Origin of the sequence: Streptomyces acidiscabies (assembly GCF_020010905.1) — a bacterium.
GTDB lineage: Bacteria > Actinomycetota > Actinomycetes > Streptomycetales > Streptomycetaceae > Streptomyces > Streptomyces acidiscabies.
In genome coordinates this window covers 3,703,326-3,715,712 of record NZ_JAGJBY010000002.1, presented here as the reverse complement: position 1 = coordinate 3,715,712, position 12,387 = coordinate 3,703,326, and the positions used below count along the sequence as shown (strand labels likewise).

The 12,387-nt window shown below is 72.3% G+C and carries 14 protein-coding genes; 9 read left to right on the top strand and 5 right to left on the bottom strand.

Annotated features, from left to right (window positions below):
- The first annotated feature begins 109 nt into the window (after positions 1 to 109).
- Both J8M50_RS42750 and J8M50_RS42745 read left to right on the top strand, forming a co-directional pair.
- Positions 110 to 937 carry a DeoR/GlpR family DNA-binding transcription regulator gene (locus tag J8M50_RS42750; RefSeq protein ID WP_010352941.1) on the top strand — a complete coding sequence of 276 codons (828 nt, stop codon included), beginning with the start codon at positions 110 to 112 and terminating at the stop codon, positions 935 to 937.
- Positions 938 to 1,021: 84 nt separating this feature from the next.
- On the top strand, positions 1,022 to 1,501 hold the full coding sequence (locus J8M50_RS42745; protein ID WP_010352942.1) for an SRPBCC family protein: 480 nt from the start codon (positions 1,022 to 1,024) through the stop codon (positions 1,499 to 1,501).
- Positions 1,502 to 1,552: 51 nt separating this feature from the next.
- On the opposite strand, the gene J8M50_RS42740 is transcribed toward J8M50_RS42745, so the two are convergent.
- Positions 1,553 to 2,668: a PLP-dependent cysteine synthase family protein gene (locus J8M50_RS42740; protein WP_010352943.1), complete on the bottom strand. Its 1,116-nt coding sequence runs from the start codon at positions 2,666 to 2,668 to the stop codon at positions 1,553 to 1,555.
- A 242-nt stretch (positions 2,669 to 2,910) separates the two neighbouring features.
- On the opposite strand from J8M50_RS42740, the gene J8M50_RS42735 reads away from it, so the two are divergent.
- The 3 genes from J8M50_RS42735 (at position 2,911) to J8M50_RS42725 (ending at position 4,792) form a co-directional block, all read left to right on the top strand.
- The gene (locus tag J8M50_RS42735; RefSeq protein WP_010352944.1) at positions 2,911 to 3,222 is read left to right on the top strand and encodes a hypothetical protein; all 312 of its coding nucleotides are present in this window, start codon (positions 2,911 to 2,913) and stop codon (positions 3,220 to 3,222) included.
- A gap of 230 nt (positions 3,223 to 3,452) precedes the next feature.
- On the top strand, positions 3,453 to 3,950 hold the full coding sequence (locus tag J8M50_RS42730) for an ATP-binding protein (RefSeq protein ID WP_010352945.1): 498 nt from the start codon (positions 3,453 to 3,455) through the stop codon (positions 3,948 to 3,950).
- Between the two features lie 65 nt (positions 3,951 to 4,015).
- Positions 4,016 to 4,792 (top strand): aminotransferase class IV family protein, encoded by a 777-nt coding sequence (locus J8M50_RS42725; protein WP_010352946.1) that lies wholly within the window; start codon positions 4,016 to 4,018, stop codon positions 4,790 to 4,792.
- A 56-nt stretch (positions 4,793 to 4,848) separates the two neighbouring features.
- Here the strand turns inward: J8M50_RS42725 and J8M50_RS42720 are convergent, their stop codons facing one another.
- From J8M50_RS42720 to J8M50_RS42710, 3 genes are read right to left on the bottom strand one after another with little or no spacing between them, the layout of a single operon-like run.
- A complete protein-coding gene (locus J8M50_RS42720; RefSeq protein WP_010352947.1) occupies positions 4,849 to 7,464 on the bottom strand; it encodes an ABC transporter permease in 2,616 nt (871 codons plus the stop codon).
- A complete protein-coding gene (locus J8M50_RS42715) occupies positions 7,461 to 8,228 on the bottom strand; it encodes an ABC transporter ATP-binding protein (RefSeq protein ID WP_010352948.1) in 768 nt (255 codons plus the stop codon). The genes J8M50_RS42720 and J8M50_RS42715 overlap by 4 nt, the downstream gene beginning before the upstream one ends.
- Positions 8,228 to 8,500, bottom strand: coding sequence for an SHOCT domain-containing protein (locus J8M50_RS42710; RefSeq protein WP_010352949.1), 273 nt, complete (start codon positions 8,498 to 8,500; stop codon positions 8,228 to 8,230). Before J8M50_RS42710 ends, J8M50_RS42715 begins: the two co-directional genes overlap by 1 nt.
- A 163-nt stretch (positions 8,501 to 8,663) precedes the next feature.
- Here J8M50_RS42710 and J8M50_RS42705 point away from each other — a divergent pair, with 163 nt between their 5' ends.
- Genes J8M50_RS42705 through J8M50_RS42690 form a run of 4 tightly spaced genes read left to right on the top strand, consistent with a single transcriptional unit; the run spans position 8,664 to position 11,162 of the window.
- Positions 8,664 to 9,239, top strand: a complete 576-nt coding sequence (locus tag J8M50_RS42705) for a TetR/AcrR family transcriptional regulator (protein ID WP_010352950.1) — start codon at positions 8,664 to 8,666, stop codon at positions 9,237 to 9,239.
- Positions 9,240 to 9,249: 10 nt separating this feature from the next.
- Entirely contained in the window at positions 9,250 to 9,657 is a 408-nt protein-coding gene (locus J8M50_RS42700) for a (R)-mandelonitrile lyase (protein WP_010352951.1), read from the top strand.
- 9 nt (positions 9,658 to 9,666) lie between these two features.
- Positions 9,667 to 10,254, top strand: a complete 588-nt coding sequence (locus J8M50_RS42695; RefSeq protein ID WP_029183745.1) for a DUF4865 family protein — start codon at positions 9,667 to 9,669, stop codon at positions 10,252 to 10,254.
- Complete coding sequence (locus J8M50_RS42690) at positions 10,251 to 11,162, top strand: phosphotriesterase family protein (protein WP_040836123.1); 912 nt, start codon at positions 10,251 to 10,253, stop codon at positions 11,160 to 11,162. Before J8M50_RS42695 ends, J8M50_RS42690 begins: the two co-directional genes overlap by 4 nt.
- 138 nt (positions 11,163 to 11,300) lie before the next feature.
- Here J8M50_RS42690 and J8M50_RS42685 read toward each other — a convergent pair whose 3' ends face one another.
- Positions 11,301 to 12,212 (bottom strand): NAD(P)-dependent oxidoreductase, encoded by a 912-nt coding sequence (locus J8M50_RS42685; RefSeq protein WP_010352954.1) that lies wholly within the window; start codon positions 12,210 to 12,212, stop codon positions 11,301 to 11,303.
- Between the last annotated feature and the right edge of the window lie 175 nt (positions 12,213 to 12,387).

Sequence of the window (12,387 nt, the reverse complement as noted above, 5' to 3'; positions counted from 1 at the left end):
TGGTCCCCGGTCCCTTCCCAACAAGGCCGCGACAGCGCCTGCGACGTGCGAGGATGGACCGTCCCGACCCGACCGGGCGGGGTTCGACGCGGGAAGGACCGGAGCGTACGTGAGCGAGAATCAGAACCTCCTCGCGGAGCAGCGCCGCGCCCTGATCCTCGACGAGGTGCGCCGCCGGGGCGGTGTCCGCGTCAACGAACTCACGCGCAGGCTCGGCGTGTCCGACATGACGATCCGCCGCGACCTCGACGCGCTCGCCAAGCAGGGCGTCGTCGAGAAGGTGCACGGCGGTGCCGTACCGGTCGTCGAGGCCAGCACCCACGAGCCGGGCTTCGAGGCGAAGTCGGGCCTCGAACTCACCGCGAAGGAGGACATCGCGCGTACGGCCGCCGGGCTCGTCGCCCCCGGCAGCGCGATCGCCCTCTCCGGCGGTACGACGACCTTCGCGCTCGCCCACCGGCTGGTGGACGTGCCGGACCTGACCGTCGTCACCAACTCGGTGCGTGTCGCGGACGTCTTCCACGCCGCGCAGCGCACGTCCGGGCCGCGTCAGGGCGCCGCGACCGTCGTCCTCACCGGCGGGGTCCGCACCCCCTCGGACTCCCTCGTCGGCCCCGTCGCCGACCAGGCGATCGCCGCGCTCCACTTCGACGTGCTGTTCCTCGGCGTGCACGGCATATCGGTCGAGGCGGGTCTGTCGACGCCCAACCTCGCGGAGGCGGAGACCAATCGGCGCCTCGTGCACTCCGCGCGGCGGGTCGTGGTGGTCGCCGACCACACCAAGTGGGGTGTCGTGGGCCTGAGTTCGTTCGCGGCGCTGGACCAGGTGGACTCGCTGGTGACGGACGCGGGGCTGCCGGCGGCGGCCCGTGCGGAGATGGCCGAGCATCTGCGGGTCGTGGTGGCGGGGGAAGCCGTGCAGGCCGTGGACATGTGACGCGCGGGCCACGACTTCTGACGGTCCGTCAACTAGGGTGAGTTTCCTGATCGTTGGAGTGCGCCGGCAGAAAGGGGACTTCGCGTGGAGCGTCATCTGGCCCCGGTGGGTCTTGAGTTCGTCGAGACCGCACCCGTCCGCTTCCTGTTCGCGCAGGAGATGTCCGCGCCTCCCGAGGCCGTCTTCCACGCCCTCGCCGAGGACGTCCCCGGCTGGGCCGACTGGTTCCGTCAGGTCAAGCTCGCGCGGCCCCTCGGGGACGGCGGGCAGCGGGAGATCCGCCTCGTGGGCGGCGGGAGGTTCCGCGAGACGATCCTCGCGGCGAAGGCTCCCGAGGTGTACGCCTACCGTCTGGACACCCTCAACGCACCAGGGATGAAAGCCCTCGTGGAGGAGTGGCGGCTGATTCCGGTGGGCGCGGGGACGCGGGTGCGGTGGACGTTCGCGGCGGACGCGGTGCCGGCGCTGCGGGTCGCGCTCAAGGTGGCCCGGCCGGGGTTCGGAACCGCGTTCCGGGGCGCCGTACGGGAGTTGGACAAGAGGCTGGGGAAGCCGGGGAGTTGAGGGCCCGGCCGGGGAAAGGGTGCCGCGAACTCGCCCCGGGCGGCCGGGAATTCAGTCCTGCCACTTCCCCGTCGTCAGCAGCGTCCCGATCGCCTCGCTGTACGGCGTGATGTCCAGCCCCTGCTCCGCGAGCCACGCGTCGGAGTAGTACTTGTCGAGGTACCGGTCCCCGGGGTCGCACAGCAGCGTGACGACGCTCCCCCGACGCCCTTCGGCGAGCATCTCCGCGACGATCTTCAGCGCGCTCCACAGCCCGGTCCCCGTCGAGCCGCCCGCCTTGCGTCCGATGGCCGACTCCAGGGCGCGTACGGCGGCGACGCTCGCGGCGTCCGGGACCTTCATCATCCGGTCGATCGCGCCGGGCACGAAACTCGGCTCCATGCGCGGCCGTCCGATGCCCTCGATACGGGAGCCGCAGTCGTAGGTGACGTCGGGGTCGCCGGTCGTCCAGCCCTCGTAGAAACAGGAGTTGTCGGGGTCGGCGACGCAGATCCGGGTGTCGTACTGCATGTAGTGGACGTACCGGGCGAGCGTCGCCGAGGTGCCGCCCGTACCGGCCGTCGCGACGATCCACGCGGGCTCGGGGAACGGCTCCAACTCCAGTTGCCTGAAGATGGATTCGGCGATGTTGTTGTTGCCGCGCCAGTCGGTGGCGCGCTCGGCGTACGTGAACTGGTCCATGTAGTGCCCGCCGGTCTCGGCGGCGAGCCGGGCGGACTCCTCGTACATCGTGCGGGGGTCGTCGACGTAGTGACATCGGCCGCCGTGGAACTCGATCAGCCGGCACTTCTCCGCGCTGGTCGTGCGCGGCATGACGGCGACGAACGGGACGCCGATCAGCTTCGCGAAGTACGCCTCCGACACGGCCGTGGAACCGCTGGACGCCTCGATGACCGGGCGCCCCGGGCGGACCCAGCCGTTGCACAGGCCGTACAGGAAGAGCGAGCGGGCGAGGCGGTGCTTGAGGCTGCCGGTGGGGTGCGTCGACTCGTCCTTCAGGTACAGGTCGATGCCCCATGCCTCGGGGAGCGGGAACTTGAGCAGGTGGGTGTCCGCGGAGCGGTTCGCGTCCGCCTGCACCTTGCGCACGGCGTCCTTCAGCCAGGCGCGGTACGCGTCGTCGCTGCGGTCCTCGTCCAGGGTCGAGGTCTGCTGGGGGGTGGTCACGGTGGGGGCTCCTCATACGCTCGCTCAGGCGGCCGTCGCCTCGATCATAGACACCCGTCACACGCTTCCCACCTGCATAAACACACCTTTGAGCACCCCAAAGGAACCCTCAGGGGGCGCATTCGCGCGAGTGCTCCGGGCGAGCGCCGCGGGTCCTCCCGGCCCACTGGTGCCGTACGTCCCCGGGCGGCAGACTGCACGGCACCGGGGGGCACTCACGGGCGGCGAGGGGGCGGAGCGGCATGGCGGAGCCGGAGTTCACGGCGACGGGCGTCCGCATCGGCAGAAGACTCCGGTCGCTGACCCGGGCCGGGCGGGTCCGGATCAGCGACGGCCGGCTGGAGCTGCTCAACAGCCACGGCAGCGAGATCGACAGCGCGCCCGTGGGTTCGGTCCGCGCGTCCAGGGCCTGGTTCGGCGCGGACGGCCGCGCGCGTGCCGAGGTCAACGGGACGCGGTACTCGCTGACTTTAGCCACGTCGGGGCCGGGGCGGACCGGGGTTCCGGCCGCGCGGAGGTTCGTCGAGGCGGTGCGGAGGGCTGGGGGCGGGTGAGGCCGACGGGGGTGGTGCGTCGTGGTGCGTGATGCCGTACGCCCCTCCCTCCCGAAGTTGCGCCCCCGCTCCCCCTGAGCCACTCTGAACTGACGTCACTCTGGGTTTACCGGCGATAACGCTGCGAACCAGCCCGCCGGGCACGAACGCAGCCGGCCGCTGTCCGGGACGCGCTGCCGAAACGATCCGAACTCCGTTTTCCTCCGGACCTCACGTCGGGGAGTCGCAGCGTGATCAGCAACCCGAACAGGCACTGCACGGTGGAGCTGCAAGCCCTGCCGTCGCGGATCGGCCAGGTCCGCAGAATCGTTGCCGCACATCTGCGGTACTGGCAGCTGGACCCCCTCATAGACCGGGCCGTGCTCGGTGTGACGGAGCTGCTGGCCAACGTCCACCGGCACGCGCGGCCGGACAACACCTGCGTGGTGGAGATGGAACTGCTGCTCGGGCAGCTGACCGTCTCGGTGCGCGACCGGGATCCCCGGCTGCCGGTGGTGGCCGCGATGGACGACATCGACACGCTGGCCACCTGCGGCCGGGGCCTCGCGATGGTGGCGGCGGTCAGCGAGAGCTGGGGCGCGCGGTCGGAGGGGGCGGAGGGGAAGGTCGTGTGGTTCACGCTGTCGGTGACGGACCCGGCGAGCCCTCTGGGGGACGTGATGTCGCCCGCCGAACTCGCCGCCCCGCAGCCCGTGGCCGAGCCGCACCGGGCGGCGGCCCGGGTCTGACGCCCCGTTTCCCGGCGGCCTAGGGTGGGCGTGGTCGCGCGAAGGAGGGGGTTGTCATCGAGCGGGTGGAAGTCGACGGCGTCGAGGATCTGAAGCTGCTGGCGCGATCCAGCTACGCGCACTTCACGTCGATGCAGGTGCGCGGGGGCGCGGTCCGGGGTCTCGACCTGCACCTACGGCGGCTGGACGAAAGCGCGCGCGATGTGTTCGGCACCGGCGTCGCCGCCGAGCGGGTGCGGTCGTGTCTGCGGCACGCCCTCGACGCGGGTCCGGACGACGTGTCGGTCCGGGTGACCGTCTTCGCCCACGGGCTGGACCTGGTGGCGCGCGGCGAGGCCGTGGAGCCGCGACTCGCGGTGACGACGAGCGCTCCCGTCGAGGCGGGGTCCGAGCCGATGCGGCTACGGACGGTGCCGTACGAACGCGACCTGCCGCACATCAAGCACGCCGCGACGTTCGGCCTCACCCACCACCGGCGGCTGGCGGCCCTCGCCGGGTACGACGACGCGCTGTTCACGGACCGGCACGGCCGGATCTCCGAGGCGTCGGTGTGGAACGTCTGCTTCTACGACGGCGAGCGGGTCGTCTGGCCCGAGGCTGCCGTGCTGCCGGGCATCACCATGCAGTTGCTGCGGCGGGGGTTGGAGGCGAAGGGCGTTTTGTCGCAGCAGCGCGAGGTGCGGCCCGCCGACCTCACTCCCGCGCTGTCCGCCTTCCTCACGAACTCGATCTCACCGGCGTTGCCGGTCGCGAGCGTCGACGGGGTGCGGCTGGCCGTGGATCCGGACGCCAGGAGCCTGCTGCTGGACTGCTACGAGACGAACCCCTGGGAACCCGTATAGGCGAACGCGTACGTGCCGGGCCGCAACCGATGCGACCCGGCACACGCTTCCCGGTCTCACTCCACGGCCACGGCCCCCAGCACACTGAGCCGTGCCGCCCTGCGCGCCGGCCTCAGCGCGGCCAGTACGCCCGCCGTCAGGCCCACCAGCGCGACGATCGCCAGCCGCAACACCGGTACGGCGAAGGCGAATTCGCTGTCGCTCGCCCCGTCGGAGGCCCTGACGAGCACCCAGCCGAGGAAGCCGCCCAGCGCGAGTCCGCCTGTCGTGCCGAACGCCGCGACCAGGACGGACTCCCAGCGGACCATGGCCCGCAGTTGCGCGCGGGTCTGGCCGACCGCCCTCAACAAGCCCAGTTCCCGGGTGCGTTCGTGGATCGCGAGGGTCAGGGTGTTGGCGATGCCGAGCAGGGCGATGAGGACGGCGAGCGCCAGCAGCGCGTAGACGAGGGTGAGCATCATGTCGATGCCGCCCGCCGAGGACTCGGCGTACTCGTCCCGGGTCTGCACCTTCGGATCGCCGTACTGCTCGGCGACTTGCTCGACGGCCGCCTTGCCCGCGTGTTCGCCGACGCCCTTCTTGAGGGACACCGCGACCAGGGTGTCGTGGTCCTGCGTGCGGTGCGGGGACCAGGCCTGGCGGGTGATGACGTAGTCGCCGGCGAGTTCCGAACGGCCGTACAGGGCGCGGACGGTGAAGGTGAGGCGTTGTCCGTCCGTGAAGGTGAGGCGGGTCGTGGCGCCGACCGTGAGGTGCTGCTTGCGGGCCTCTGTGCGGGTGACGGCGATGCCGTCGGCGCCGAGGGAGTTCATGTCGCCCTGGACCGTGCCGAGTTCGAAGGTGCGGGCGAGGGCGGTGGGGTCGGTGACCGTCAACTCGCGTCCGTCGCCGTTCACTTCGGCCACTCCCTTGCCGAGGCCCACGGCCGTGTCGACCTCCGGCAGCCTGTCGATCGCCGGGGCCAGTTTCGGGCTCAGTCCGCTGCCGCCCGCGCCGAACGCCGGTGCGCTCACGGCGAGATCGCCCGCGAACGACCTCGCGACGGTCCGGTCCATCGTCGCCTTCAGCGAGGCGCCGAACACGGTGAACAGGGACACGACGGCCACGCCGATCATCAGCGCGCTCGCCGTGGCGGCCGTCCGCCGGGGGCTGCGCAGCGCGTTGCGCAGGGCCAGGGCGCCGGTGACGCCCCGCAGTTTCGCCAGCGGTCCGCCCAGTACCCGGATCACGGCCGACGACGCGACCGGGCCCAGCACCACGAAGGCCACCAGGACGAGGACGGCGCCGACTCCCGCCGTCCACAAGGACGGTGAGACCAGGACGCCGGCCGAGACCGCCAGCAGCGCGACCCCGACGACGGCCCGCCGGCGCGACGTACCCGACACGTCGACCGCCACGTCCCGCAGCGCCGCGAGCGGGGCCGTACGCCCGGCCCGTACAGCGGGCAGCAGCGCGGAGACCAAGCACACCACCGTGCCGACCAGCAGCGGCAGGGCGAGTGAGAGCACGCTGACCACCAACTCGCCTTCGGGGAAGGGGAATCCGAGCGCCGGGAACAGGGCCTTCAGTCCGGTGGCGATGCCGATGCCGCCCGCGAGTCCGGCCGCCGACGCGGTGAGCGCGACAACTGCCGCCTCGGTGAGGGTGGTTGCCGTGACCTGCCGCCGGGATGCTCCCACGGCCCTCAACAGGGCGTTTTCCCTGGTGCGTTGGGCGACGACGATCGCGAACGTGTTGTGGATGGAGAACGTCGCGACCAGCAGGGCGATTCCGGAGAAGACCAGCAGCAACGCCGTGAAGACGTCCAGGAACTGACGGCCGATCATGTCCGTGTCCTCGCGGGCGACCTCCTGGCCGGTGATGGCCTCGACTCCCTTGGGGAGCACGGGAGTCAGCCGCTCGACCAGCTCCTTCTGGCTCACCCCGTCCGCCGCCCGCACGAGGATGCTCGTCGCGAGGCCGGGGCGTGCGGTGAGGTACCGTTCCGCGTCCGCTCGGGTCAGGCCCGTGTAGGTGACCTGGGCCATGCCGTCGGCGCCGCCGAACGTCGCCAGGCCCACGATCCTGACCCGTACGGGGTCGGGCGTACGCAGGATCGTCGTGTCGCCGAGACGCAGGCCGCCCTTCTTCGCGGTGGCCCGGTTCACGACCGCCTCTCCGGGGTGCGCGGGGGCGCGGCCCTCGGCCAGGCGGTACGGGTTGAGGCGCGGGTCGGTGATCCAGTTGCCCGCGAGGGTGGGCGGGCCCTTGCCGCCGATGGGGTTGCCGTCGCGGCCGAGGAGCTGTCCGGCGCCCTGGATGTCGGGCTCGGCGGCGGCGACGCCGGGGACGCCCGCCAGGTCACGCACCAGCGCGGTCGGCACCGGCCGCCGTACGCCCTGGCTGTCGCCCGGCGTGGTGATCGCGTCCGCGCCGCGTACGACCGCGTCCGTACCGGCCGTCGCGCTGCCGAACATCGTGTCGAAGCCGGCGCGCAGGGTGTCGCCCATCACGAGGGTGCCCGCGAGGAAGGAGACACCGAGGAACACGGCGAGGAAGGTTCCGGCGAAGCGGCGGCGGTGGGCTCGGAGGGCGGAGAGGCTCAGGCGGAGGGTGGTGCGGGTGGTTGAGGTCGGGGGCGGGGTGAGTGGGGCGTTGTCGTGGGGGACGTTGTCGTGGATGACGTTGTTCATGACCGCACCTCTCCCTGCCGTACCTCTCCTTGCCGTACCTCGAACGCCTTCACCCGGTCCAGCACCCGTTCCGCCGTCGGCGCCTCCATCCGGTCGACCAGCCGGCCGTCCGCCAGGAACACGATCTCGTCCGCATGGGCCGCCGCGAGCGGGTCGTGGGTGACCATGACCACCGCGCGGCCCGTCTCCCGCGCCGTACGGCCGAGGAGCCCGAGCACCTCCTCGCCCGCGCGCGAGTCGAGGTTGCCGGTCGGCTCGTCGGCGAAGACGACGTCGGGGCGCCCGGCGAAGGCGCGGGCCACGGCGACGCGCTGCTGCTGGCCGCCGGAGAGCTGCGAGGGGCGGTGGTGGAGCCGGTCGCGCAGGCCGACGACGTCGATCAGCGCGTCGATCCACTCGCCGTCCCCGCGCCGCCCGGCGAGGTCGAGGGGCAGCCGGATGTTCTCGGCGACGGTGAGCGTCGGCAGCAGGTTGAACGCCTGGAAAACGAACCCCACCCGGTCCCGGCGCAGCACGGTGAGCCGCCGGTCGTCCAGCGCCCCCAGCTCGGTGTCACCGATCCACGCGGCCCCCGAGGACAGCGTGTCGAGCCCCGCCGCACAGTGCATCAGCGTCGACTTCCCCGACCCCGACGGCCCCATGATCGCGGTGAACCGCCCGGCCGGGAACTCCACACTCACGCCGTCCAGCGCGCGTACGGCGGTGTCGCCGGCGCCGTACACCTTCACCGCGCCGGTGACCCGCGCGGCAGCCGTCGTCGCCATCACGCGTCACCGCCCTTGCGCCCGAAGTGCTCCTCCAGCACCGATTGGCGGCGCCAGTACTCCTCTTCGTCGATCTCCCCGGCGGCGAAGCGGCGTCCGAGGACGGCGAGGGGCGCGTCCCCGAGGGAGCGTGCGCCGGGGCGTGTGCGCCCGCGCCAGCCACCCGTACGGCGTACGACGGTGACGACTGCGGCCACGGCAGCCGCCCAGAACAGGGGGAACAGCAGGATCCAGGGGCCGGGGCCGCCGTATCCGCTCGCGAGGGTGTCCATCGCTGGTCATCTCCTTCGGCAGCGATTCGTCTGTCACTGCCGAGGCTCTCGCCGGGAGGGGGGTCGGGTCGTCGCACGGGTGGCGGTACCTCGCGTACCTCCTGGGGAGTACGTGGGGGGTCACTCGGTACTCCCCCGGAGCCTGGATTCTGTAACTACTAGTATGTACAGTACGATCATGAGCACCTCGGAACGCCTCATCGAGTCCACCCGCGAGCTGCTGTGGGAGCGCGGTTACGTGGGCACCAGCCCCAAGGCGATCCTGGAGCGCGCGGGCGCCGGGCAGGGCAGCATGTACCACCACTTCAAGGGCAAGCCCGATCTGGCGCTGGCCGCGATCCGGCGTACGGCCGAGGAGTTGCTGGCCACGGCCGAGGCGGTCCTGGACGCGCCGGGCACTCCGTACGAGCGCATCGCGGCGTACCTGCGCCGCGAGCGCGACGTCCTGCGCGGCTGCCCGGTCGGCCGTCTCACGATGGACCCCGACATCATGGCCAGCCCCGAACTGCGCGCACCCGTCGACGAGACGCTCGCCCGCATCCGCGCGCGGATCGCCGAGGTCGTCGAACTGGGCCAGGAACAGGGCGAGTTCGCGCCCTCGCTGGACGCGGCGGAGATCGCCTCGGCGGTCGTCGCGACCGTCCAGGGCGGTTACGTCCTGGCCCGCGCCTCCGGCTCCCCGGACGCGTTCGACGCGGGCGTCCGAGGCCTGCTCGCCCTGCTGGCACCCCAAAGTTAGAGGAACTCCTATGCAGATCACCCGAGTTCGGCCCGACTCCGTACAGGGTCCCGCCGAGAACTTCACCGGCGCCGTCCGGCTCGACGAGATCGCCGTGCCGCCCGCGCCGTCCCGGCTGCGGATCTACCACGTCCACTTCTCCCCCGGCGCGCACACCGCCTGGCACCGCCATCCGCACGGCCAGGTCCTGCACGTCACCGACGGCGAGGGTCTGGTGCAGCGCGAGGGCGGTGCCGTCGAGGCGATCCGCGCGGGTGACACCGTGTGGATCGAACCCGGCGAGCTGCACTGGCACGGCGCCGGGCCCCGCACCGGCATGTCGCACATCGCCACCGTCGAGGCCGCCGCCGACGGCACGACCGTCGACTGGGCCGACCACGTCGACCCGCACGACTACGCCCGCGCGCACTCCGCCTGAGGAGCCGTCATGCATGCGATGCAGTACGAACTCACCCTTCCCGCCGACTACGACATGAGCATCGTGCACGCGCGCGTGGCCCGCGCCGGGCATCTCCTGGACGACTGGCAGGGCCTCGGCCTCAAGGCGTACCTCCTGCGCGAACGCGGCGTCGACGGCTCGCCCGTCAACCAGTACGCCCCGTTCTACCTGTGGCACACCGCGCAGGGCATGAACCGTTTCCTCTGGGGCGGCGCGTTCCAGCGGCTGAGCGACGACTTCGGGCGGCCGGCCGTACGGCAGTGGAGCGGTACGGCGTACGACGTCGGCGGCGCCGTCGGCTCGCCCGCCGTCGTGGCCGTGCGGCAGCGGGTGCCGGTTCCGCCGGACGGCGCGGTGTACGCCGAGGTGATGGAGGGCGAGGCGGAGGCGGTCGGGAAGCTGGCCCGGGAGGACGGGGTGGTGGTGGCCGCGGCGGGGGTGGACACCTCGCGGTGGGAGATCGTGCGGTTCTCGCTGTGGGCGCACGATGCGCCGGGGGCGGAGGGCGTTGTGTTCCGCGTGCTGCACCTGTCGGCGCCGGGGCTCGCGGAGCTGCCCAGGGGGCGACAGTGGTGAGGACCGTCCGGACGGTCCTCGGTGACGTACCGCCCGAACAGCTCGGCATCTGCGACGCCCACGACCATCTCTTCCTCAGCAGCCCGATCCTCCCCGGACAGGAGTTGCACAGCCCCTCGGCCGCGCGGGCGGAACTGGCCGCGTTCCGGGAGCTGGGCGGCGGGGCCGTGATGCAGTGGACGCCGTACCGGATGGGCCGGCGTGCGGCCGATCTGCCGTCGCTGGCACGGGAGTCGGGGGTGTACGTCGTCGCCGCGACCGGGTTGCACCAGGCCCGGCACTACGACGAGGGCGTCGTCGAGGAGGTGCGCGGGGCGCGGCTCGCGGAGGTGTTCGTCGCCGAACTCACCGTGGGGATCGGGGCGTCGGGGGTGCGGGCGGGGTTCGTGAAGGTGGCGGGCGGGTTCCATGGGCTGGATGCGCACGCCCGCTGGACCATGGCCGCCGCTGCCGAGGCCCACCATGCGACGGGGGCGCCGGTCGCTGTGCATCTGGAGCTGGGGACGGGGGCGCTCGATGTACTCGACCTGTTGTGCGGGGAGTTGGGGGTTGCGCCGGAGTCCGTGGTCCTGGGGCATCTGAACCGTTCGCCGGACTTCTTGACGCATCGTCATATCGCGGAGAGCGGGTGCTACTTGGCGTTCGACGGGCCGTCCCACGCTAATCACGCCACCGACTGGCGGATGCCGGACGCTGTACTCGCCCTTGTGGAGGGCGGGTTCGGGGATCGGGTGCTTCTTGGGGGTGATACGACGACTGCTGGGGCGCGGTCGGTGAATGGGGGGCCGGGGATGCCGTATCTGTTGCGGCGAGTGCGGGAGCGGTTGGTGGCGGTTGTTGGGGAGGGGGTGGTGGGGAGGATGCTCACGGAGAACGCGGGGCGGGCGTTCTCCGTGGCTTGGGGGTGAGTTGGGGTGGGCTGGGGGGGGAGTTGGGGCGGCCGTGAGGGGTGAGCCCGGACGGCCTTGGGCGGGTGAGCCCGGACGGGTGCGGGGGGGTGAGTTGGGACCGTGGGGGCCCGGAGGCGTGGCGGTGAGTTCGGGCGCTCAGCCGTTCTGCTGCTCGCCGGAACCGGTACCCGAGGCGTCCGGACCGAAGCTCGCGAAGTACGCCGCCGCCATGTCCTCCTCGCCGTGTCCCGCTGCTGCGGCCCGTGCCAGGCGCTCTGCTGCGGCTTCGGCCACGTCGAGGCGGACGCCTCCCGCCCTGCCCGCCTCGACGATCAGCCGCGCGTCCTTCTCCGCCGTCGTCACGCCGAACTGGGCCGGGGAGAGGCGGTCTTCGAGGATGAGGGCCGCCTTGGCGTGCAGGTAGCCCATGTCGAGGGGGCCGCCGGCGATCAGGGCGAAGAAGTCCTGGGGGTCGACGTCGAGGGACTGGGCGAGGGCGAGGACCTCACCGGTGGCGGCGGTCGCGGCCAACACCCAGCTGTTGGCGACCAGTTTGAGGCGGGTCGCGCCGCCCGGCTCCTCGCCGGTCCAGACGGTGCGGGCGCCGACCGCGTCGAACACCGGGGCTACGGCGGCACGTTGGGACACGGCACCGGCCGCCAGCACCGTGAGCTGACCCGCCTCGGCCGGCTGCCGGGTGCCGAGGACGGGCGCGTCGAAGAACACGAGGCCGTGCTCGCGCGCGAACTCCGCGAACTCCTCGACGGAGTCGAGCGCGGCGGTGGTCGACTGCACCCACAGCGTCCCGTCCCCGAGGCCCGGCAGCGCGTCGCGCATGACGTCCCGTACCGCGCCGCCGTCGTACAGCATGGTGACGACGGCGTCGGCGCCGCGCACCGCCTCGGCGGCGGAGTCGACGACGGTGACTCCGTCGGCGGTCAGCGGTTCGGCTTTGGCGCGGGTGCGGTTCCAGGCGCGGACGGTGTGCCCGGCGCGGGCGAGGTTGCGGGCCATCGCGGCGCCCATGATGCCGGTGCCGAGGACGGTGACGGTGAGTTTGTCGGTCATGACGTCAGCTTTCTGGTGGGGCGGGGGTGGTTCCGGTGCAGCGGGGTGGTCCCGGTGCGGGGGTGGTTCCCGGTGCGGGGTGGTCCCGCCCATCCTCGCTGGTCACGTACGGGGTGGGCGAACCGACGCGGTTTGCGTACGAGGCGGCGGCGCGCCCGCGTCTGCCCGCCCCCTG

Bases quoted from the DNA above. Each gene is read 5' to 3' on its own strand.
- J8M50_RS42735 (WP_010352944.1), top strand. From the start codon at position 2,911: ATGGCGGAGCCGGAGTTCACGGCGACGGGCGTCCGCATCGGCAGAAGA.
- J8M50_RS42720 (WP_010352947.1), bottom strand. From the start codon at position 7,464: ATGAACAACGTCATCCACGACAACGTCCCCCACGACAACGCCCCACTC.
- J8M50_RS42715 (WP_010352948.1), bottom strand. From the start codon at position 8,228: ATGGCGACGACGGCTGCCGCGCGGGTCACCGGCGCGGTGAAGGTGTAC.
- J8M50_RS42710 (WP_010352949.1), bottom strand. From the start codon at position 8,500: ATGGACACCCTCGCGAGCGGATACGGCGGCCCCGGCCCCTGGATCCTG.
- J8M50_RS42705 (WP_010352950.1), top strand. From the start codon at position 8,664: ATGTACAGTACGATCATGAGCACCTCGGAACGCCTCATCGAGTCCACC.
- J8M50_RS42700 (WP_010352951.1), top strand. From the start codon at position 9,250: ATGCAGATCACCCGAGTTCGGCCCGACTCCGTACAGGGTCCCGCCGAG.
- J8M50_RS42695 (WP_029183745.1), top strand. From the start codon at position 9,667: ATGCATGCGATGCAGTACGAACTCACCCTTCCCGCCGACTACGACATG.
- J8M50_RS42685 (WP_010352954.1), bottom strand. From the start codon at position 12,212: ATGACCGACAAACTCACCGTCACCGTCCTCGGCACCGGCATCATGGGC.